The sequence below is a fragment of the Metabacillus sp. 22489 genome (genome assembly GCF_052044855.1).
In the GTDB taxonomy this organism is placed as follows: Bacteria; Bacillota; Bacilli; order Bacillales; family Bacillaceae; genus Metabacillus; species Metabacillus niabensis.
Genome location: NZ_JBQENT010000035.1, coordinates 36,771 through 56,748, shown reverse-complemented (window position 1 = coordinate 56,748; position 19,978 = coordinate 36,771). Strand labels below are relative to the sequence as shown.

General features: G+C 34.3%; 20 protein-coding genes. 3 read left to right on the top strand and 17 right to left on the bottom strand.

Annotated elements, in window-relative coordinates; all coding sequences use genetic code 11:
• Window positions 1-161: 161 nt before the first annotated feature.
• The 3 genes from ytxJ to ACTJJ9_RS18355 are packed head-to-tail and all read right to left on the bottom strand — an operon-like array spanning window position 162 to window position 1,410.
• The gene (gene ytxJ / locus ACTJJ9_RS18365) at window positions 162-491 is read right to left on the bottom strand and encodes a bacillithiol system redox-active protein YtxJ (RefSeq protein ID WP_095303368.1); all 330 of its coding nucleotides are present in this window, start codon (window positions 489-491) and stop codon (window positions 162-164) included.
• A gap of 26 nt (window positions 492-517) precedes the next feature.
• A complete protein-coding gene (locus ACTJJ9_RS18360) occupies window positions 518-943 on the bottom strand; it encodes a YtxH domain-containing protein (RefSeq protein ID WP_145584184.1) in 426 nt (141 codons plus the stop codon).
• A gap of 35 nt (window positions 944-978) precedes the next feature.
• Complete coding sequence (locus ACTJJ9_RS18355; RefSeq protein WP_145584187.1) at window positions 979-1,410, bottom strand: DUF948 domain-containing protein; 432 nt, start codon at window positions 1,408-1,410, stop codon at window positions 979-981.
• Between the two features lie 295 nt (window positions 1,411-1,705).
• Here ACTJJ9_RS18355 and ACTJJ9_RS18350 point away from each other — a divergent pair, with 295 nt between their 5' ends.
• Window positions 1,706-2,821 carry an aminopeptidase gene (locus tag ACTJJ9_RS18350; protein WP_145584189.1) on the top strand — a complete coding sequence of 372 codons (1,116 nt, stop codon included), beginning with the start codon at window positions 1,706-1,708 and terminating at the stop codon, window positions 2,819-2,821.
• 96 nt (window positions 2,822-2,917) lie between these two features.
• On the opposite strand, the gene ACTJJ9_RS18345 is transcribed toward ACTJJ9_RS18350, so the two are convergent.
• The 10 genes from ACTJJ9_RS18345 to ACTJJ9_RS18300 all read right to left on the bottom strand — a co-directional run bounded on the left by ACTJJ9_RS18345 (window position 2,918) and on the right by ACTJJ9_RS18300 (window position 13,890).
• Window positions 2,918-3,685, bottom strand: a complete 768-nt coding sequence (locus ACTJJ9_RS18345) for an ABC transporter permease (RefSeq protein WP_145584191.1) — start codon at window positions 3,683-3,685, stop codon at window positions 2,918-2,920.
• The gene (locus ACTJJ9_RS18340) at window positions 3,682-4,611 is read right to left on the bottom strand and encodes an ABC transporter ATP-binding protein (RefSeq protein WP_440768799.1); all 930 of its coding nucleotides are present in this window, start codon (window positions 4,609-4,611) and stop codon (window positions 3,682-3,684) included. Before ACTJJ9_RS18340 ends, ACTJJ9_RS18345 begins: the two co-directional genes overlap by 4 nt.
• Window positions 4,612-4,731: 120 nt before the next feature.
• Window positions 4,732-6,030, bottom strand: coding sequence for a UDP-N-acetylmuramate--L-alanine ligase (gene murC / locus ACTJJ9_RS18335; protein ID WP_145584195.1), 1,299 nt, complete (start codon window positions 6,028-6,030; stop codon window positions 4,732-4,734).
• Window positions 6,031-6,334: 304 nt separating this feature from the next.
• Window positions 6,335-6,967 carry a hypothetical protein gene (locus ACTJJ9_RS18330; RefSeq protein ID WP_145584197.1) on the bottom strand — a complete coding sequence of 211 codons (633 nt, stop codon included), beginning with the start codon at window positions 6,965-6,967 and terminating at the stop codon, window positions 6,335-6,337.
• A 102-nt stretch (window positions 6,968-7,069) separates the two neighbouring features.
• Window positions 7,070-9,796 (bottom strand): DNA translocase FtsK, encoded by a 2,727-nt coding sequence (locus ACTJJ9_RS18325; protein ID WP_145584199.1) that lies wholly within the window; start codon window positions 9,794-9,796, stop codon window positions 7,070-7,072.
• 368 nt (window positions 9,797-10,164) lie between these two features.
• Complete coding sequence (locus tag ACTJJ9_RS18320) at window positions 10,165-10,968, bottom strand: DUF1444 domain-containing protein (protein WP_145584201.1); 804 nt, start codon at window positions 10,966-10,968, stop codon at window positions 10,165-10,167.
• Window positions 10,969-11,004: 36 nt separating this feature from the next.
• Window positions 11,005-11,322, bottom strand: coding sequence for a thioredoxin family protein (locus ACTJJ9_RS18315; protein WP_095303351.1), 318 nt, complete (start codon window positions 11,320-11,322; stop codon window positions 11,005-11,007).
• Window positions 11,323-11,438: 116 nt separating this feature from the next.
• The gene (locus tag ACTJJ9_RS18310) at window positions 11,439-11,936 is read right to left on the bottom strand and encodes a hypothetical protein (RefSeq protein WP_145584203.1); all 498 of its coding nucleotides are present in this window, start codon (window positions 11,934-11,936) and stop codon (window positions 11,439-11,441) included.
• 134 nt (window positions 11,937-12,070) lie between these two features.
• Complete coding sequence (locus tag ACTJJ9_RS18305) at window positions 12,071-12,589, bottom strand: DUF84 family protein (RefSeq protein ID WP_095301681.1); 519 nt, start codon at window positions 12,587-12,589, stop codon at window positions 12,071-12,073.
• 227 nt (window positions 12,590-12,816) lie between these two features.
• The gene (locus tag ACTJJ9_RS18300) at window positions 12,817-13,890 is read right to left on the bottom strand and encodes a M42 family metallopeptidase (RefSeq protein WP_145584206.1); all 1,074 of its coding nucleotides are present in this window, start codon (window positions 13,888-13,890) and stop codon (window positions 12,817-12,819) included.
• Between the two features lie 239 nt (window positions 13,891-14,129).
• Here ACTJJ9_RS18300 and ACTJJ9_RS18295 point away from each other — a divergent pair, with 239 nt between their 5' ends.
• The gene (locus tag ACTJJ9_RS18295; RefSeq protein WP_145584208.1) at window positions 14,130-14,441 is read left to right on the top strand and encodes a PepSY domain-containing protein; all 312 of its coding nucleotides are present in this window, start codon (window positions 14,130-14,132) and stop codon (window positions 14,439-14,441) included.
• A 42-nt stretch (window positions 14,442-14,483) separates the two neighbouring features.
• On the opposite strand, the gene ACTJJ9_RS18290 is transcribed toward ACTJJ9_RS18295, so the two are convergent.
• Both ACTJJ9_RS18290 and trmB read right to left on the bottom strand, forming a co-directional pair.
• On the bottom strand, window positions 14,484-15,329 hold the full coding sequence (locus ACTJJ9_RS18290; protein WP_145584210.1) for a YtnP family quorum-quenching lactonase: 846 nt from the start codon (window positions 15,327-15,329) through the stop codon (window positions 14,484-14,486).
• A gap of 180 nt (window positions 15,330-15,509) precedes the next feature.
• On the bottom strand, window positions 15,510-16,154 hold the full coding sequence (gene trmB, locus ACTJJ9_RS18285; RefSeq protein ID WP_095301670.1) for a tRNA (guanosine(46)-N7)-methyltransferase TrmB: 645 nt from the start codon (window positions 16,152-16,154) through the stop codon (window positions 15,510-15,512).
• 218 nt (window positions 16,155-16,372) lie between these two features.
• Here trmB and ACTJJ9_RS18280 point away from each other — a divergent pair, with 218 nt between their 5' ends.
• Window positions 16,373-16,651 carry a YtzH-like family protein gene (locus ACTJJ9_RS18280; RefSeq protein ID WP_095301671.1) on the top strand — a complete coding sequence of 93 codons (279 nt, stop codon included), beginning with the start codon at window positions 16,373-16,375 and terminating at the stop codon, window positions 16,649-16,651.
• Here ACTJJ9_RS18280 and ACTJJ9_RS18275 read toward each other — a convergent pair.
• Window positions 16,648-17,460 carry a phosphotransferase family protein gene (locus tag ACTJJ9_RS18275; RefSeq protein WP_145584212.1) on the bottom strand — a complete coding sequence of 271 codons (813 nt, stop codon included), beginning with the start codon at window positions 17,458-17,460 and terminating at the stop codon, window positions 16,648-16,650. The two genes, ACTJJ9_RS18280 and ACTJJ9_RS18275, sit on opposite strands and share 4 nt — an antisense overlap.
• A 369-nt stretch (window positions 17,461-17,829) precedes the next feature.
• Window positions 17,830-19,965: a type I pullulanase gene (gene pulA, locus ACTJJ9_RS18270; RefSeq protein ID WP_440768798.1), complete on the bottom strand. Its 2,136-nt coding sequence runs from the start codon at window positions 19,963-19,965 to the stop codon at window positions 17,830-17,832.
• Window positions 19,966-19,978 lie beyond the last annotated feature (13 nt).

Here is a 19,978-nt window from a genome sequence, read left to right as displayed (position 1 = left end):
TCATATTTTGGTTGGGGAACCAAAAATATTTTAGCACCACGGAAGAGTTTTTTTAATACCACGCTGAAAGCTTTTTGGAACCCTAGGCCTAGCCTAGGGTTTTCTTTTTCACAAAAAAAAGAAGATGGATTTTGCACTTATATGCAACCATCTTCTTTTTTTTACTGAGCGGTTTCCTTTTTCAATGCATCATAGGTAATTTTCCAATGTGATGCATTCCACTTAACTTCTTTCCCTTTAAATAATAGAGCCTGCGGAGATTCGTGTTTAATATGATATGTTTCTGCAATATAATTTGAAAGTGGTCTAGCCTCTTGAACATGTAGATGGTAGCTAGGATAGTCTTGATGCTTCTCTGTAAAGTCAATAAATTCTTCATATGCAGCCTGACTGATTGGACACGTTAGGCTATTTTTCATAAATAAAAATTCATCGTGTTTGTTAAATAACTCTTCAAATTCCTCAATTGTTGCAATCGGTTTATTGCTCACTCTCTCACCCTCTAAGTTTTAACTTTTTATAGCGTTTGTTTGTTTTCGTTCTCAGATGGCTGTGAATTTGCATTAGTATCTTTCGTATTTGGTTCCGTTAAATCATCAGCAATTTGTTCCAATGCATCCCCAACCATATTTTCAATTACCTCATTAGCTTGTCCATTCGAGTTTTTCGTAATATCTCGAACTTTATTCATTATTTGAGATGATTGCTCAGATACAACCTGAGAAAGTGTTGATGTCTTATCCTTTGCTACATTTACAAAATCTGACCCTTTCTCAAAGATTTGTTCAGCTGAAAATCTTCCAGATTGCTCCTTCATCTTATTCGCTTGTTGACCAAGTTCTTCACGAATTTCTTTACCTGATTTAGGAGCAAGCATTAATGCTGCTGCTGCGCCAATAAGTCCACCTACAATTGAACCAATCATAAAATCTCGATTACTCATAATAAACTTCCTCCTTTACTTATGTACATTTATTATTATTCACCAACTTGCTTAGATTCTTTCTTCTGTTTCCATCTTGACCATAATTCAATCACAGCATTACTCCATTGAGCAATTTGATTAACCTTATCTTGGTTTTGTTCAAGATTGGTAGCAACAGATGTTGTAACATTTTTCACAGATTGATTTAGCTGTTGAATGGTTGTCCCAATATCCTTCACCGAATCAACAACAGAATTAAGCTTTTCAGACTTCTGTTGAATATCTTCTGCAAGATTATTTGTTTTATGTAACAGTTGTGTTGTTTCCGATGTAATTCCTTCCATTTGCTTTTCAAGAGCTGATAATGTGCTAGCTACATTTGTTAATGTTCCTTGTAAAGCATTTAATGTTTTCGAAACGTAAATAACTAGAATCGTGAATGCAATTGCTATTAATGCAATACTTAAGTACAAGATAATAATCAACTTTTACACCTCCTATGTTAATACCCATACCCGTCATCATCTATTATAAACATAAATAAATACGAATAGGTAAAGTCTATTAAGCATTATTCGTACCCCTTCCTGTATTATTTTACAAGTTATCCCTCATACAAGCAATGATTGACATTGGGCACAATAAAGCACGTAGGCTCTAGCAGACTACTTATGGTGAATTTTTCTATTTGTGACTATTATTTTGCTATAATGTAGACTGTAGGGTTTCTAATTTTTCAATATTGATAGAAAAACCTAAATAACAAAGGAGGAATAAATTTTGAAGGATCAGCGAATTGATACTTTAGCAAAAAATCTAATTAATTACTCTATTCGACTACAAAAAGGTGAAAAGGTACTAATCGAGAATTTCGGTTTACAAAAGGAATTAGTCGTTGCATTAATAAGAGAAGCATATGCAGCTGGAGGTTTTCCTTTTGTATCACTTAAGGACAACCAAATTGACCGTGCATTGTTAATGGGCGGGCAAGAAGAGCAATATAATATGATTGCTGATTTTGAAGCGGAAGTAATGAAAAATATGGATGCATACATAGGGTTACGATCAGGTGATAACATCAATGAATTTGCGGATGTTTCAGACGATAAAATGAAGCTTCAAGGTTCTACCGTTGGAAAGAAAGTTCATCGCGATATTCGCGTGCCTAAAACAAAATGGGTTGTTTTACGATATCCAACCGCTTCAATGGCACAGCTTGCGAAAATGAGCACTGAGCAATTTGAGGATTTTTATTTTGATGTTTGTAACCTTGACTACAGTAAAATGGATAAAGCAATGGATCCATTAGTAGAATTGATGAACAAAACAGATAAAGTTCGCATAACAGGTAAAGGAACTGATTTAACATTTTCCATTAAGGATATCCCAGCAATCAAATGCTCTGGTCAAATGAATATTCCTGATGGAGAGGTTTATACAGCACCTGTTCGCGATTCGGTTAACGGAAAAATTACGTATAATACTCCATCACCTTACAATGGTTTTACTTTTGAAAATGTCACATTAACATTTAAGGATGGTAAAATCATTGAAGCAACAGCAAATGACACAGAGAGAATAAATAAAATATTTGATACTGATGAAGGGGCAAGATTTATTGGCGAGTTTGCAATTGGTGTTAATCCATATATTCTTCATCCAATGCAGGACATCCTTTTTGATGAAAAAATCGCTGGTAGCTTCCATTTCACTCCAGGACAAGCATATGATGATGCCTATAATGGAAATAAGTCAAATATTCACTGGGATATGGTAATGATTCAACGTCCTGAATATGGTGGCGGAGAAATTTATTTCGATGATGTTCTCATTAGAAAAGATGGGCAATTTGTCATTCCTGAGTTAGAAGCGTTAAATAGTGAGAATCTAAAATAATATATAGTAAAAGGGATAGTTAGCACTTCGATTTAATTCATGCAACAACTATCCCTTTTTATTAATCATCAACAACGCAACAGAGAGCTTATGGGACTATACGTGAACATCCCTCTTCGCTATAAAAATATAGGAAAGGAAAAATAAAAAGATAAAATGGACAAGAATGTTCACGATGGAAGAAACGAGTGTCATCCCTTCAAATAAAGGATCTCCAAAAAAATATGGCATCAAATTCGAATTAGCAAATAATAAATACTTTCCAGCTTCATACTTGTAATGCTGTAATAAGGTAATCACAATACTGGATGTAAACACTAAAAAGATTGAAACAGCTATGGAGATAACGCTACTTCTTGTTATTGCTGATAAGCAAAAAGCAACCGTACATATCACAATCATTTCTATAAATGTGAACAAATAACTCCCTAAACTAATTAACACTTGCTCACTCAAAGCAAGCAAAGTATCTGAAAAGAATATTAGTCCAATTAAACCTGACATGGCGAATTGCATCAAGACGAAAAATAGAATACAGTAAAGTATCATTACATATTTAGAGGATAAAATATGTAGCTTCTTAACTGGACGGGTAAATAATAGCTTTACAGTACCTCTTTCATACTCACTTGATACGATATCACCCGCAATGATAATACAAATAAATTGAATGACAAGTAATAAATAGGAGCTTGCATGGATATAATCCCAAAACGTAAAGTCAGTTTGTCGAAATAATAATTTAAAAAACAAACCAGCAATAATATTCATGACGATCATAAAGCCGATAAACATCCAAATTCTTGGACGTTTAAACTGCTTCATGTATTCATTTCTTAATAAGTGAAGATATGTCATTTTCATTTGTCTTCACCTCTCAACGTATTTAAAAATAACGCCTCTAAAGGATTACTTGTCCTTTCAATACCAATAACGTCGATACCAGCAGTAACTAGTTTTTTATTAATCATCGCAACCTCTGTACTAATTAAGTCTAAAGTAAATTGCTGATCCTTGAATTGAATATTGTAAGGTGAACATAATTCCTCTAGTAATTCATGAACATTATTTTTGTTTAATATAGTAAAAGTGTAGGTCTGTTTCCCAATGTCTCCATTATTTAGCTCGCTCATCTGTCCTTTTTTAATACATTTCCCTTGATCAATTACCATAACACTGTCACAAATCATTTCGATTTCAGCCAAAATATGACTTGAAATGATAACAGATACACTCTCTTTCCTTGCCAAACGTTTAAGTATTTCTCTTAGGCTAATTATTCCTTCAGGATCCAAGCCATTTGTTGGCTCATCTAATAAGAGAATCGTAGGCTGATGTAAAATTGCTTGTGCTAGGCCAACTCTTTGTTTCATACCTAATGAATAGGTAGACATTTTATCGTGAATATAATCTTCCATATTTAACAGTTCAATTACTTCAGCTATCCGATTATATGAAAATTCTGAGGTCATACGAAAGAAATGAAGAAGGTTGTCATACCCTGATAAATAATCATACATTACCGGATTTTCAATTATAGCTCCGATATGGCGAATTGCATATTCAAAATGATTTGATAATGATTGATTTTCAATAACAATTGTACCAGCTGTTGGTTTTATTAAGCCAACTAGCATTTTAAGAATCGTTGTCTTACCTGATCCATTCGGGCCTAATAAACCTAATATTTCCCCTCTCTTCAATTCAAAGCTAACATTTTTTATAATCGATGACTTTTTAATATTCTTACATAGATTATCAACCTTTAATACAACTTGTCCCTCTTCCATTTTGATTCGCCTCCATTCGAGGTATCCCTCTAGTTAAATGGCTCATTACAATAAAAAAGCTGACATCAATAAGAACATTACGAAGGTAATCCTCTTATATAGTCAGCAAATCTTATATCTTTATGCCAAAACCTTTTCGTATGCTTCTTGATATTTTTGAATATCTCCCGCACCCATAAATACGATTACAGCATTTTCATGTTGTTTTAAAACCGATGTATCTTCTTCAATGATTAAATGCGAATTATTAATTTTTTCAAGCAAATGATCAATTGTCAGTTTTCCTGCATTCTCTCTCGCTGAACCAAAAATATCACACAAATAAATATAGTCTGCTTTTTGAAGGCTATCTGCAAACTCATCTAAAAATGACTGTGTTCTTGTAAATGTATGTGGCTGGAAAACGGCGACTATATCACGTTCTGGATACTTTTGTCTTGCGGCATCAATCGTTGCGTTAATTTCAGTTGGATGATGCGCATAATCGTCAATTAAGATTTGATCGCCAAGTTTTTTTTCATTAAAGCGACGCTTAACACCTTCAAATGTTAGCAAACGCTGTTGGATAATTTCGATGTCAATTCCTTCATAATGACATAAAGCAATAACAGACAACGCATTTAATACGCTATGATCACCAAATGTTGTGATTTTAAATGACCCATAGAACGTATTCCGTACAAATACATCAAATGCTGTACCTTCAGTAGACTTTACAATATTCCTTGCTTGGAAATCATTATCATCTCCAAAGCCATAATAAACGACAGGAACTTTCGCTTGGATTTGTTGTAACTGTTCATCATCTCCACATGCAATGATTCCTTTCTTTACTTGTAAAGCCATTTGCTGAAATGCATCAAATACATCATCTAGATTAGCAAAATAGTCTGGATGATCAAAATCAATATTTGTCATTATCGCATAATCTGGCTTATATGCCAAAAAGTGTCTGCGATATTCACACGCTTCAAAGGCAAAATATTTGCTGTTTGGAATTCCTTTTCCTGTCCCATCACCAATTAAATAAGAAGTTGGTTCAGCTCCTTGAATAACATGTGATAATAAACCTGTTGTTGATGTTTTTCCGTGCACACCAGTTATTGCAACACTCGTATACATTTCCATAAATTCCCCTAGAAAACGGTGATAACGAATAACAGGTAAGCCTATGCGGTTCGCCTCTTCAATTTCAGGATGTGTATCTGGGAATGCATTCCCTGCGATTACTGTTAAACCTTCTTTAATATTTTCCTTAGCAAAGGGTAATATTTTTATATTTCGAGCTTCAAGTGCCTTTTGTGTAAAGACCTTCTTTTCTATATCTGATCCTTGAACATGATAATTCATGTCATGTAAAATTTGTGCAAGGGCACTCATCCCCGTACCCTTAATACCAACAAAATGATAAACAGTCATAATAGAACCTCCAACAAACGTCTATCTGATTGACAGTATATGACGCTCATCTAGATTTGCAACTCATCTATATGAAACCTTTAGAAAAACAAAAAACCACTTTAAAAAGTAATCACTTATTTTTCTTATACTATCCTCATAAGAGCTAATTTTTATATTGATTATATTTTGATTATTCCTTATAAATCTTATCCTACGTTATCGAACCCTGACGTATGTAATAAGCTTACGGTTGTATATTATATCACTTGAAAGTTATCTTGACTATGAATTCCTTTAATTCAAAAGTCTCAAATTTCTACTTTCATGGGCAATTCCATACATATTTTATCGCATTTTTCTTCAAAAATGTACGCCAACTGTCTTGACTTTTATGAAAGTCTAAGAAAAATTTATTCATTTTTTCTTCATCCACTACGAATAAGTCACTAATGCAGAGGAGTTGTGTAAAAATTGGAATTGAGCGAAAAAATACAATTTTATTAGTTGTGATTTCCAAAGGAGAAGTTACATATATAAAAGCTTGTTCTCCTGTTAATATTTTCTCTGCATATATATGATGCTCTTCAAATTTTATTACTTTAAATGGTTCAAGTACACTTGCCATAAATAAAGCATGGAGAACCTGTTGTAATGGATGTATCCCATTAGCTTTTGAGAATTGATGGATAAACTCTTGATAAATTGTCGTACCTCTTATTGTTAGATAATCATGCTTTAACCAATCTTGAAAAAGCAAGTCTTCCAACGATGAAAAAGGTACTGAACGATTACGTTCAACTTTCGCATTAAAAATATGTTTGGCTTTCACCATTTCTCTAATATTCACATTTTTATTGATATAATTTTGCAATTGACTAGCATGTTCTAGGGTAAGGGTAAGAAGCTGTTCTTCTTTTTCTTTTCGAATTGCTTCAAAATCAATAATATTACCCATTCTCACCCATCTTTTCGATCCTTATAATCTCTTTCATTACCCCAATCAATATAGGACCTTTTTTCATGAATTCTTCACCCTTACCCTTTGACCATACGATCACTATTCTCCTTGAATGACCTCTAATTCTTCCTCTGTAATAAGGATATCCCTAGGCTTGCTTCCTCTATTTTCGGATATTATTCCTTGCTCTTCCATCATATCAATAAGTCTTGCTGCACGATTATAGCCAATTCGAAAATGTCTTTGTAATAGAGAAGTAGATGCTCCACCTTGATTTATTACAAATTCACATGCTTCGATAAAGAGTTCATCTTCTTCAGACTGGATAGCTGCCCTTTTAACAAGCTCCTCTTGATGGAATAAATAGTTTGGTTTTGCTTGCTGTCTTACATGCTTTACAACTCTATCAATTTCTTCATCTGACACGAACGTCCCTTGTAGTCTTACAGCTTTTGATGAACCATTTTCTAAGAATAGCATATCTCCTTTTCCAAGTAGCTTTTCTGCTCCTGCAACATCAATAATCGTCCGAGAGTCTACTTGTGATGAGACGGAAAACGCTATTCTTGTAGGTATATTTGCTTTAATTAGACCAGTTATAACATCAACAGATGGACGCTGTGTTGCAACGATTAAATGGATTCCACATGCACGAGCTTTTTGGGCAATACGAGCTATCGCTTCCTCGACATCATTAGGTGCAACCATCATTAAATCAGCAAGCTCATCAATGACAATCACTAAATATGGTAGATGCTCCCCTTGTTTATGCTCCTTAACAAGCTGATTATAACGTGTAATCTCTCTCGTTCCTGTATGAGCAAATAATTCATAGCGTCTTTCCATTTCCTCAACAGCCCATTTTAAAGCTGCCGTTGCTGCCTTTACGTCTGTAATAACTGGACTTACTAAATGTGGGATTTCATTATATGGTGCTAATTCTACCATTTTAGGGTCAATAAGCATTAATTTTACTTCCTGTGGCGTTGCCTTATAAAGCAAGCTAACCAAGATTGTATTAATACATACGCTTTTTCCTGATCCTGTTGCCCCAGCAATTAATCCATGAGGCATCTTTTTTAAATCTGTGACAACTGGCTGCCCTGAAATATCTAATCCTAAAACAGCAGTCATTGGCGATTGATTCGAGCGAAACTCAGTACTGCGTAAAATTTCTCTTAAATATACCATTTTGCTTACTTTATTTGGTACTTCAATACCAATTGTGTTTTTACCTGGTATCGGAGCCTCAATCCGTATATCTTTAGCAGCTAAACTTAACTTAATATCATCACTTAAATTTGTAATTTTATTCACTTTAACACCCGGCTCAGGATGGACCTCAAATCTAGTTACCGAAGGGCCTTGCGTTACATTTACGACACTTGCTCGTACATTAAAATTTAGTAATGTACTATCTAATAATTCTTTCTGTTCATTCAACCAAGAATTGTCTTCATTCATTTCTTTGTCAGGTATATTTAAATAGCTTAAAAGCGGAAATTGATAGCTTGTTTCTCTTTGCTTTTCACGCATTCGCTGTTTATCTCTTGCTAGCATCATGACATTAAACGGCTTTGAGGAATTAATTTTTGCAGGCTTCCTCTTTTCTAAATGAGCTGTTGTTTGCTCTGTTTGTATCTTGACATCCTCTTGCTTTACATTCGTTACATCATGTTCATTTTTCGATTCAACTAGCCTGTTTGAAGTTGGTTTTATCCCTTCCTCTTGAGCTTGATAAGGAAAACTACCCTTCATGATCTCATTCTGATTATTATCTGTTTCAAATAAAAAGACTTCTTCTTCATTACTATTAACAATGGAATTTGATAACTCCTCTTCCATCTGTGGCGATTTACTTAATTCAATCTCATCTTCTAATTCTCTGGCAAATTGTTGTACTTTTTCTTGATCATCTGAATCACTTTCATTTGTTCTTTCTTCTTCCAGCTGTATTGTTTCACTTATTTCAATCTCATCTGCCAAGTCACTAACAAATTGTCGCTCTTCTTGATCACCTGAATTAATTTCATTTGTTCTTTCTTCTTCCAGCTGCAGTGTTTCATTTGGCTCAAACTCATCTTCCATTTCTCTAGTAAATTGCTGCTCTTCTCGTTCCTCGCCTGAATTAATTTCATTTGTTTTTTCCTCTTCCAGCTGCAGTGTTTTACTTACTTCAAATTCATCTTCCATTTCTCTAGTAAATTGTTGCTCTTCTTGTTCATTTGACTGAAGATGATTTATTTTCTGTTCCTCCATCTCTTTTAGTTGAAACAAATCTTTTTCAAAAACTGATGGAAGTTTTGCAGGACCGGCATTGTCGGCCTCAATTTTCTGAAAGCGTGTTGCCATATTTGCTGATGCACGCTCTTGATTGATTTTTCTTTCGCGCTGCTGGCGTGGCTGAAACCCATAAACAGGTGATGGAATTGCAGTAGGTTGAAATGGTCTTCTAGGCTGTACAGTATCTGATGTATCAACACCTCTAACAGTCTCTCTACTTCTCGTTCTTTTTGTTGGTAATGTCGGTGCCTCTGTTTTTTTCAGGATTGGCGTTATTTCTTCGGTTGTAAAGGTTGACTGACGTTTACTTCTTGGCTGTTCCTTACGAACTCCTAATTTTTCATCAGGTATAATCGGAAATCTAAAATTCCCCTTAGGATATTGATAAGCAATTTTCGCTTCAGCCTTGTAATTATCATAGTGTTCTACATCGATGTCCGCCTTAGCTTGTTGCATATTTTGTTTAGATTCAATACTTTCTTCAATTTCAAATTCATCTTCGTCACCTGTAAGCAGGTTGACTAGTTTTTTTAACCAATTCATAATTAATCACTCTTTCAACAATTCATATATCGCATACTCTATTGTATCAATAAAAAATTAAATTTGTAGTTGATTCTCTTCGTGTTTGCAATATTTCTCACAAAACATCATGAAAAAAGTTTGTATCTTTTTTAATAGAGCTATTTCATTTGGACTAGCAAATATGTATAAGATCCCCAACTCCTACTAAAACTTATTAATTAGATAATATGGAATCATCCTTTAAAAGAAAAAAGAGGTTTAACAGGGGAAATTATCCGGACTTAATATTGGATGGTTTCCTCAGTACCTCTTTTTATATTAAACCTATTAAATTGTTCGATCTAGATTCAAACTTTATGGGCAAAGATATGATACCGACTACTCTTTTAGCTTTTCGAACGATTTTTCCCTAATATAAAAATCGGTTCTAATTTAGCATTATCGTATAAAAATGATAATGCAGTAATCGGGACAGTCCCACTTGCAAAAAAGCTCATTGTTAATTGAGCTAAAATATCGTAGCCTGTATTATTACGAACATCTACAATAATAAGGACATCCTGATGTGGAACTGCTACAGCCATTTCCCCTTCAATTTTTTCCTTGAAAGATTGTAATAGACTTTCATTTAAAATTCTACTTGCATCATATCCATCATTTGCATTCAGGAAATAAAAAACATTTCCTGCAACATGATCTTCCTTTACAACCGTCTTTAATGATCTTAAATTAAAGCTCGATACTTCCCTCACATAATCTCTTGTCCAATTTTCATTATCCATCATTTTCTCATCGATAAGTCGATACGTATTTCCTAAATCTAGAGCATAATAGATACGTGTTTCAGCTGTATGGTCACTAAAGCATAATGGGATACCATCATTACTTTTAACAGGAAATGATGTTGAACGAATCACGGGAAATATTGATTTTTCCTTACCAGCGAGATTTTGATTTTCCTTCATCGCTTTTAAGGATTCTTCAACATAATAAACTACCTCTTCTATCGCTTTGTCTTTAGCTGTTTCCCATTTTGCGATAATTCCAGGTAATGATAGAGTAACTCCTTTGGATAACTGTTCATCAACTATTCTTAGGCTATCCTTTTCTTTATCAAAGTCAAATGTAAATGAAGAATGGTTTAGCTTTTCTTTTATCATTTCCACTAACTTTTTTGATGTCATTTTCATGCTGCTACCTCCTCTCCTAAAGAGTGAATCATCGAGTTAGTTTTTTAAGTCATTAATAAATGCTTGAATTTCCTCTTGTGTTTTTCGGTCTTTACTTACAAAGCTTCCTATTTCTTTTCCGTTATTAAAGGCTACAAAGCTTGGAATGCCAAACACATTTAGTTCTGCACATAAATCAATAAATTGATCACGGTCAACATAATAAAATGTAAATTCACTATTTTGTTGTTCTAATTCTGGTAAAAACGGCTCAATAAACCGACAATCAGGACACCAATCTGCCGAAAACATAAGAATGATGTTTTCACCTTCAATTATTTGTTTATATTCTTCTATAGATTGTAATGTTTTCATTTATATACCTCCAGTTTATAAATAAGTCTTATTATTTTGTTTAACTACTAAAACGACAATCCAATCTTTATTGTATATGAATGCCTCTTTAGTTTCCAGTGAACGAACTTTTCAAGTTATTGAATGGAAGAAACAATAATCATTATATTTCTCGTATCCTCTTTTATGTTTTTCAGCTCTGTCTCAGTTGTTAGCTTTGTTCCACCAATTCCTACTGTTACTTCATATTTTTTAGAATCTAGTTCATGAACAAATAAATAGCCTAGCTTGTCATTTTTCTTGAACGTCTTTGATATAAATGGATTTTCATATTGCTTAACTAAAGTATCATATGAAACCTGACTATTTTCCTCTTCATTTTCATTTACAAATAAAATATATCTTTGTGCACCTTTGGCTAATATGACATTATATTTATCCGCTTTCTCAACCTTATAATTCTCAGGTAAATAAAAAGAAAATTGCTCAGTTTTATTATTTGGCTTCTCTCCATTATTTTCAAAAGCTTGCTTTGCTTCATCTATAGATACCTCTTTAATATCAGCCTTTGATTGAGTACAACCGGCTGCAAGCAGCAAAAATAATACTAAAATAAGCGACTTTAATAATTTCACGATTCTCCTCCTCATAAGCTTTACTAGGAAATTAGTACCTTTTTATGATACCCTTATTTTTTTTATTGTGACAAGAAAACTGTTTGAAAAGGAGATTTTCCCTACAAAAAAAGCGGCACATAGCCGCTTTTCCATTATGAATGTTGTTGCTGATATAAATACTGCCCTATTAATAAGTCGCATAGGTGTGTAAACATTGAGGTACGATCAACTAGACCATTTGTAAAAATCCCAATTGCTCCTTGATTATGTCTAACCTTATGTAGATTTACATACTCGTCCATTACATCACCTAATTCCTTGCCATGAAATACCGATCTGCCAATCTCATTAGGGACAATAATTCTTGCTCCACCTGCAACTATTGGTTCGAGCTTATGATCAACAATTGCACCCCAATTACAAAGGAAATACCCTTGTTTTGTTTTGATTAATCCGCCTTCTAACCCAACACCAATGTCAGCTTGTATAGCAGTACGAGCATTAAATGCCCTGTTAATAGCTCCTTCTATTGTCTCATCATCTGATAGAGGCTGTGCCGATACATTCGATGGGGCATTTACTGAAAAGAATTCAGCAGTAATATGGGGCATAAAGGAATTTTTTACTGCATTTACCTTTGTTGGGTTTTGCGTCCCAATAGCAATTTTCACTTCGTTTTCCTTCTTTCACAATAGTTCCATTTTCAACCTAATTGTTCCTCAGACTTTGTTGTTTTAACTAAGTATTAACATATGGTTGATTCTCACCACCAAAGGCTTAGTTGTATACACAAACACCTTAGCTAACCTGTTCCACATACTCAAATCAGGAGCTTCGCAGGTTAGCTCCAATCGGGCTAAAAACAATTTAAAAAACGAGCTAAAGCATAAAACTTATCTTATGCGTTATTTTTGATAGAAGCAATTGTTGAAGAGTCACATGATTTTACTAATTTAATTAATAACTCTTTTGCAGCTGCATAATCATCAACATGCATGATTGATCCAGATGTATGTATATAGCGGGCACATACGCCAATAACAGCAGATGGTACTCCTTTATTAGATACATGAACACGTCCCGCATCTGTTCCACCTTGTGATACAAAATACTGATAAGGAATATTATGAGTTTCAGCCATATCAAGGATATATTCCCTTAATCCACGATGTGTAACCATAGATCGATCATAAATTCTTAAAACCGCACCTTTACCTAATTGACCAAATTCTTTTTTATCACCACTCATATCATTTGCAGGACCTGCATCCAACGCAAAGAAAATATCAGGGTTTATCATTGTAGCTGCTGTTTGAGCTCCTCTTAAGCCAACTTCCTCTTGTACGGTTGCACCTGAATAAAGAGTATTTGGTAAAGTTTCATTTTTCGTTTCTTTTAATAATTCGATTGCGAGACCACATCCATACCGGTTATCCCAAGCTTTTGCTAATATTTTTTTCGGATTTGCTAATGGCGTAAATGGACTTATTGGCACAATTTGTTGACCTGGCTTAATTCCAATTTTCTTAGCATCCTCCCTATCATCTGCACCAATATCGATTAACATATTTTTGATATCCATCGGCTTATTACGCTGTGCCTCACTTAATAAATGTGGTGGAATGGAACCTATAACTCCAATAACAGGACCGTTTTCCGTAATAATTTGGACTTGCTGGGCTAACATAACTTGACTCCACCAGCCACCTAATGGCTGAAAGCGTAACATCCCGTTATCTGTAATTTGGGTTACCATAAATCCTACTTCGTCCATATGCCCAGCTACCATAATAACTGGGTCCTCTTTCTTTCCATAACGAACACCAAAAATACTTCCTAATTTATCTTGTATTATTTCATCTGATAATGGCTCTAGTTCCTTTCTCATAAAGGCACGAACCTGGTGTTCATTACCGGACGTTCCTGGAATTTCTGTTAAAGTTTTGAATAATTGTAACGTTTCACTATTCATTTTCCACCCTCATTTCAAGCGCTTTATGCGCCAATTTTTCATTTCGTTCACTATCTTATTGGTATAAATAAAAACATGTTATAATTAGAATGGGAACCTATTCAACTTACGGACAACAAAACTAATTTAAATCATTATCTGAACGAATTGATAGGAATGTCAAATCATAATTCTTTGCCAATTAACTTTACATACTGTGTTCTCATATTCCTTATTAAATCATGGAAGAGGTGACAACCTTGAAAGGTAAATATTTCTTATTCGGTTTAGGACTCGGTGTAGTAGCAACCTACATTCTTAAAGAAAACATAAAAACGCGCCCAATTTCATCTGAAAAAGCATTAGACATTGTGAAAAAGGCATTTAAACAAAAGGGCCCTATCGACGGCTCTTGGATTTATACAATACCAGAAAAGTATGAAACTAATCATTTAACATTTGATGTATATAAAGCTGGTATTTCTAGAACAGTTGATAATCTATGTGAGCAATATGAAGCTTTTGTCGACACGAAGACAGGTGCGATAATTCATGTCGAACAAATTGCATAAGGTAACCGGAAGGGCACATTACCATGTCCTTCCTTTCACCGATTAATCCCTTTTTCGTTCAATTCTGTCAATAATAGCCCCTTCATCATTCCACTTTATTCCACGATAAAAAGCATCATGATAAAAAATAAACCACGCTTGATGGCTTTGTCCATATTGTATCCATTTTTGTTTATTTTGAATGGAATCCATCGGATAATCATCATAGGCCAACACCCATAATGGATTTTTATGTGCATGTGTAGGCATTAAATCTGCCATATGGACAAGCATCTCTCCACCATCTTCAATAATCACAATGCTGTGACCGTCACTATGACCACCTGTATGATGCATGACAACCCCTTCGGTTATAACAGCTGAAGATTCAAAAGTTTCCACTTGTTCTTCTACTGCTTCCCAATTTTCCTTCCAGTATGTATTACGTGAGCGTATATTAGGATTTCTCATTTCTTCCCATTCAATCGAAGAAGTAACGATTTTCGCATTTGGAAATACAGAGACAAGCTTATCATTCTTCCATTTGGTTAACCCACATGCATGGTCAAAATGCATATGCGTCATTATAACAATGTCAATATCTGTAACAGTTAAACCTAAAGCCTTTAATGATTCCTCAATTGACGATTGTTCATAAACTCCAAAGTTTCTTAACTGCTTCTCATTCAATTTTCCATTACCAATTCCACTATCCAGTAAAATATGTAAGCCATTCTTTTGTATTAGGATAGGATCTGTTCGAAGTTCGATTTGATTTAACTCGTTTACCGGATATTTTTTCGACCATAATGGTTTTGGCACAACCCCAAACATTGCCCCACCATCAAGGTTTGTTACACCACCGTTTAACCATGAAATTTTAGTTTGACCAATTTTTAATGTCTCCATTTTCCAACCCCCCTCATGTTATTCTATCATATTTTTATGTCATTTTTTCATCTCGTACGATGTGTGGTACTTATCATCGATGAGAATATATTCAAATTCAAAAAGGAAGTTCATGTCACACTTTTATGACTTAAACATAAACAAAAAAAGGAAATGACATAAATGCCGTTTCCTTTGCTTTTATTCATTCATGTATTTTGCTTCTACACGATAAATCCGTTGACCTTTACTTGAAAATTTCTCTTCATATTCCGTCATAATGTTTCCTTCATAATCACTATTATGAAGATCAAGGCTTAAGAACTTCAACTGTAGTCCATATTCGGAAAAGCTTATTAATGAAAATTCAAAAAGTCCTTGATTATCTGTTTTAAAATGGATTTCTCCGCCTTTTACAAGAATTTTCTCATATAAAGCCAAAAATGTTTTATACGTAAGGCGGCGCTTACTATGCTTTGATTTTGGCCATGGATCGGAAAAATTCAAATATACCCGTTCAATTTCATTGTCTGCAAAGTACTCTGTTAAGTTCTTTGCATTAACATTTAACAACTTTAGATTTGGCAGCTGTAAATCTACTACCTTTTGAAGTGCCGCAACTATAACACTGTCAAAAAGCTCAATCCCTATATAGTTAATATGAGGATTTTTCTGTGCCATTCCGACGATAAATTGTCCTTTCCCCGTACCAACTTCAATATGGATAGGATTGTTATTTCCAAATACCTCATGCCATTTCCCTTTATGTTGCTCAGGATTTGCAATAGCATAATTAGATTGCTGGGCGATAAACTCACTTGCCCAAGGCTTATGTCGTAAACGCATGAAGACACCTCTATCAATTAAAATTTGCTCTTAAAGAGACCATGAAAAAACTAAACAAATAATTTATTTCTTTATATTTCCCAATAACAAACGATCGTCATCAATTCTCTGGGCTGTATAATTCCTAATTAATTTGGCATGTTATATCTATATAAGCTTGTCTACAGTTAACATAGGACTTTTTTTCAATAGCTTCATTATGAAAGGATGATTTTTAAATGCCAATTCAATACAACGATCAATTAAATTTAATTAAAGATATTTTATCTGAGCATCAAAGTGAATGCTGCGGAACAGTAGCTGAATGCGAGCAATTAGAACGAGTTGTAAAGTCATTAATGGCAAATACCAGTACGGACCAGCAAACGAAAGCGATTCTGGAAAACATTTATACGTACAGTCAGTCTGGAAAAAATTCCACTTCACTGAACCAACATATCCAATCACACCAGAATGAACTTTCACAATGGATACAAGATATTGATACTTTTAGTTAATTCTTGTTCATTTTACTCATAATGACATTGATATGCTCGATCCAATTTTGCATTTCTTGGACATTATTTTTTGCATAATACAATAAGTACGATGTTATTGCTTGTAATAACACATACCAATATATTCGTTTAAGCAGCTGATCATTTAACTCCAAGCCATAGGATGACAGCCAATCCTTCCAATCAGCTTCTTCAATATACCAATATAAAAGGATTCCAATATCAATTGCAGGATCTGCAATCATTGCACCATCCCAATCAATTAAAAACAGCTGATTCGTATCAGTTAATAACCAGTTATTATGATTGACATCACAATGACAAACGACCTGATCCTGGCATTGAACATCAGGAAGCTGAGTCTCAAGTAATTCAACTGCTTGGATAATTTCAGGCTGCTTTATTTTTTCAAATGCAACTGCTTGCTGGATTTCATCAAGTATTTTGTTAGGAGTGAGCGGTTGCTTCCCTAAACGTTTTAACATATTTAATAACTCTTTTGAATGATGAATTTTTTGTAGAAGCTCAGCTACATTTGAACTTTTCATATCAGATGGTTTTAATTCACGTCCTACTAAGCGATGTTGAGCTGTAATAACATCACCATTTTCCATCCGCTTTGTCCAAATTAGCTTTGGAACAATCCCTTCCGCTGAAAGCACAGCTAAAAAAGGTGAACTATTTCGCTTTAAAAAAAGCTCCTGTCCATCCCTTGTTGCAAAAAATGAATTACCTGTCGCTCCCCCAGCAGGAGTTATTTTCCATTCACTACCTAATACTTGTTCCAACCAGTTTCCCTTCAATTTCAACCCAACATTTCATTTAAGAATTTATCGAAAAGCATAAGCGTTGCTTAGCCCCGACAAGGCTTGAGACCTCGAGGGGCTAGATGCTGCTTATGCTAGACAATTTAGAAAAGCGTATACGCCTTGCATCATCTATCATTTAATATTTTACATTAACTTTAGTATTGTACCACTTATTAGGTTTTACTAGGTACTTTTCCTACATAACTTACTGATTAGGCATTGACCCGCGCAACCATAATAAAATATTAAAATAATTTCATTTAACTGAAATAAAAAGGATAGCTATTGGTGATTATGGAAAATTGCACAATAGCCATCCTTATAAATTTTATATCCATAGGATAATGATAGTCAAGCAAAACTAAAAGCCTAGATTTTACAAAAAACATACGTTCCTATTTTATTAATTCCTACATCGTTTTCAACACCTATCGGACTTGTTAAATGAATAGTATCAGGAGTTATCATTAAGTACCATTTTCCAGTTGGTAAGTCGATTTTAAACTCATGACTAATCTTATTATGATGTACAACAATTATTTGCGACCATGGACCAAATTCTCCGACATCTTTTAATTGGTACGATAGAAGATTTTGTTGAACATCGATAAAAGTAACATGTTTTTCAATTAACTCATAATTTGGTAAGCGAAAAGCACCGTGCATTTTTCTTATTTGAATGAGTCCTTTAACATACTCAACATTTTCTTTATATCGCGATCTATCACTCCAATTTATCCAATTGATTTCATCTGGTGAGTTATAACTATTTTCAACTCTTTGCTTCGTCCGAAAGAACTCTTGGCCTGCATGAAGAAAAGGGATCCCTTGGGATAGAAGGACAATGCTTGTTGCTAGACGATGTCTTGCCATCCGTATATCAACTGATTCTTGTTCTGAATAGATCAGGAATCGATCCCACATCGTGTGATTATCATGTGACTCAACATAATTAATGGACTGTATTGGTTCACTAAAACGTGAAGGAGAGCCACATACTAACTGTTTCATTTGTTCGAAAACACCTTCATGCCCATGTACGAATCCAGCTTCATAAAGATTAAAAGTACTCCCTTTTACAACATCGCGAAATTGGTCATTAAAAAAGCTAATTGATGGAAGTATTTTTGCATTTTGTGTGATTACCTTTTGATGAATTGGAAGTGGTGTATTCAAATCCCATCCCTCACCTAGCAGAATCGAATCAGGCTTTAATGCGTATATTTTATCTTTTAGTTCTGACATTGTATCAACATCAAGGATTCCCATTAAGTCAAAGCGAAAACCGTCGATATCATACTCTTTCATCCAATAACATGCACAATCAATGATAAATTTTCTTACCATAAACCGCTCAGAAGCAAGATCATTACCAACACCAGTCCCATTTGAAGCGTTTCCATTTTCATCGTATCTAAAAAAATAACCGGGGACTAGTTTCTCGAAGGAGGAATTCTCTTTCGAGTACACATGATTATAAACTACATCTAATATAACTCTAATTCCATGATTATGGAGAGATTGAATCAGGGCTTTTACTTCTCTTATTCGCTCTGTTGGATTTTCAGGGTTTAAACTATAGCTTCCCTCAGGAGCAAAAAAATGTAATGGATTATATCCCCAATTGTATCGATCGTTCGGATGATATTCATCAACTTCCTCAAAATCATTAATAGGCAATAACTCTACATGTGTAACTCCTAACTCCTTTAAATATGAGACGCCTGTTGAATCACTCGCTTGATTGTTAGTATCCGTTTCTAACCATGCCGCGTATTTTCCTTTTTGGGTCATTCCACTATCGTGATGACTAGAAAAATCTCTTATGTGAGCTTCGTAGATGATTGCATCATTTTTATTTTGGAAAGGAGGCAGAATTTTTGATGAAACAGCTATTTTCTCTTTATTAACAATAACACCGTATTCACCATTAATCGAAACAGCAATTGCATACGGATCAACAGCCTCTTTCCAAACGAGATTAACACATGCTAGAAATGTATATAAAAATCCTTCAAAGTCACCTTGTAAAGTAAGAGACCAAACTCCATTCTCATGCCTTTCCATTTCATACACAGCAACCTGCTGTTTATCTTGTTGATAAAGTTTCATTTTAACCGCTGTTGCTGTTGGTGCCCAAACCTTCCAAAGTGTTTGTTCTTTTTTGTACGTAACTCCTAAATCGTCTCCATCGTAGCGAAACATTTGATCAAACTCATTCGTTCGAATGACTGCACCTACTTGCAGATCTGTCGAAACACCATTTTCATCCACTATCATTACAGTCTTACCAAATACAATTTCAAGCTGATGCTGACAACTATATTTAATATGGCTACCGATATCCAACACATCGATAATGTCTAATGGATGGTTTCCATTAACATGTTCAATAAAAAATGATTTTCTTTCATTTTGCATTTCTTTAGGTAGTAGGATGACAATTTCATTCATTCGGTCTAAATAAGCTTCATACTTCCTATTTACCTTAAGCAACCGAGCCACCCCCGCTAAACAA

Bases quoted from the DNA above. Each gene is read 5' to 3' on its own strand.
- ACTJJ9_RS18360 (WP_145584184.1), bottom strand. From the start codon at position 943: ATGAGTAATCGAGATTTTATGATTGGTTCAATTGTAGGTGGACTTATT.
- murC (WP_145584195.1), bottom strand. From the start codon at position 6,030: ATGACTGTTTATCATTTTGTTGGTATTAAGGGTACGGGGATGAGTGCC.
- ACTJJ9_RS18280 (WP_095301671.1), top strand. From the start codon at position 16,373: ATGCCAATTCAATACAACGATCAATTAAATTTAATTAAAGATATTTTA.
- trmB (WP_095301670.1), bottom strand. From the start codon at position 16,154: ATGCGTTTACGACATAAGCCTTGGGCAAGTGAGTTTATCGCCCAGCAA.
- ACTJJ9_RS18340 (WP_440768799.1), bottom strand. From the start codon at position 4,611: ATGGAAGAGGGACAAGTTGTATTAAAGGTTGATAATCTATGTAAGAAT.
- ACTJJ9_RS18345 (WP_145584191.1), bottom strand. From the start codon at position 3,685: ATGAAAATGACATATCTTCACTTATTAAGAAATGAATACATGAAGCAG.
- ACTJJ9_RS18325 (WP_145584199.1), bottom strand. From the start codon at position 9,796: ATGAATTGGTTAAAAAAACTAGTCAACCTGCTTACAGGTGACGAAGAT.
- ACTJJ9_RS18290 (WP_145584210.1), bottom strand. From the start codon at position 15,329: ATGGAGACATTAAAAATTGGTCAAACTAAAATTTCATGGTTAAACGGT.
- ACTJJ9_RS18300 (WP_145584206.1), bottom strand. From the start codon at position 13,890: ATGAATAGTGAAACGTTACAATTATTCAAAACTTTAACAGAAATTCCA.
- ACTJJ9_RS18315 (WP_095303351.1), bottom strand. From the start codon at position 11,322: ATGAAAACATTACAATCTATAGAAGAATATAAACAAATAATTGAAGGT.
- ACTJJ9_RS18330 (WP_145584197.1), bottom strand. From the start codon at position 6,967: ATGGGTAATATTATTGATTTTGAAGCAATTCGAAAAGAAAAAGAAGAA.
- ACTJJ9_RS18320 (WP_145584201.1), bottom strand. From the start codon at position 10,968: ATGAAAATGACATCAAAAAAGTTAGTGGAAATGATAAAAGAAAAGCTA.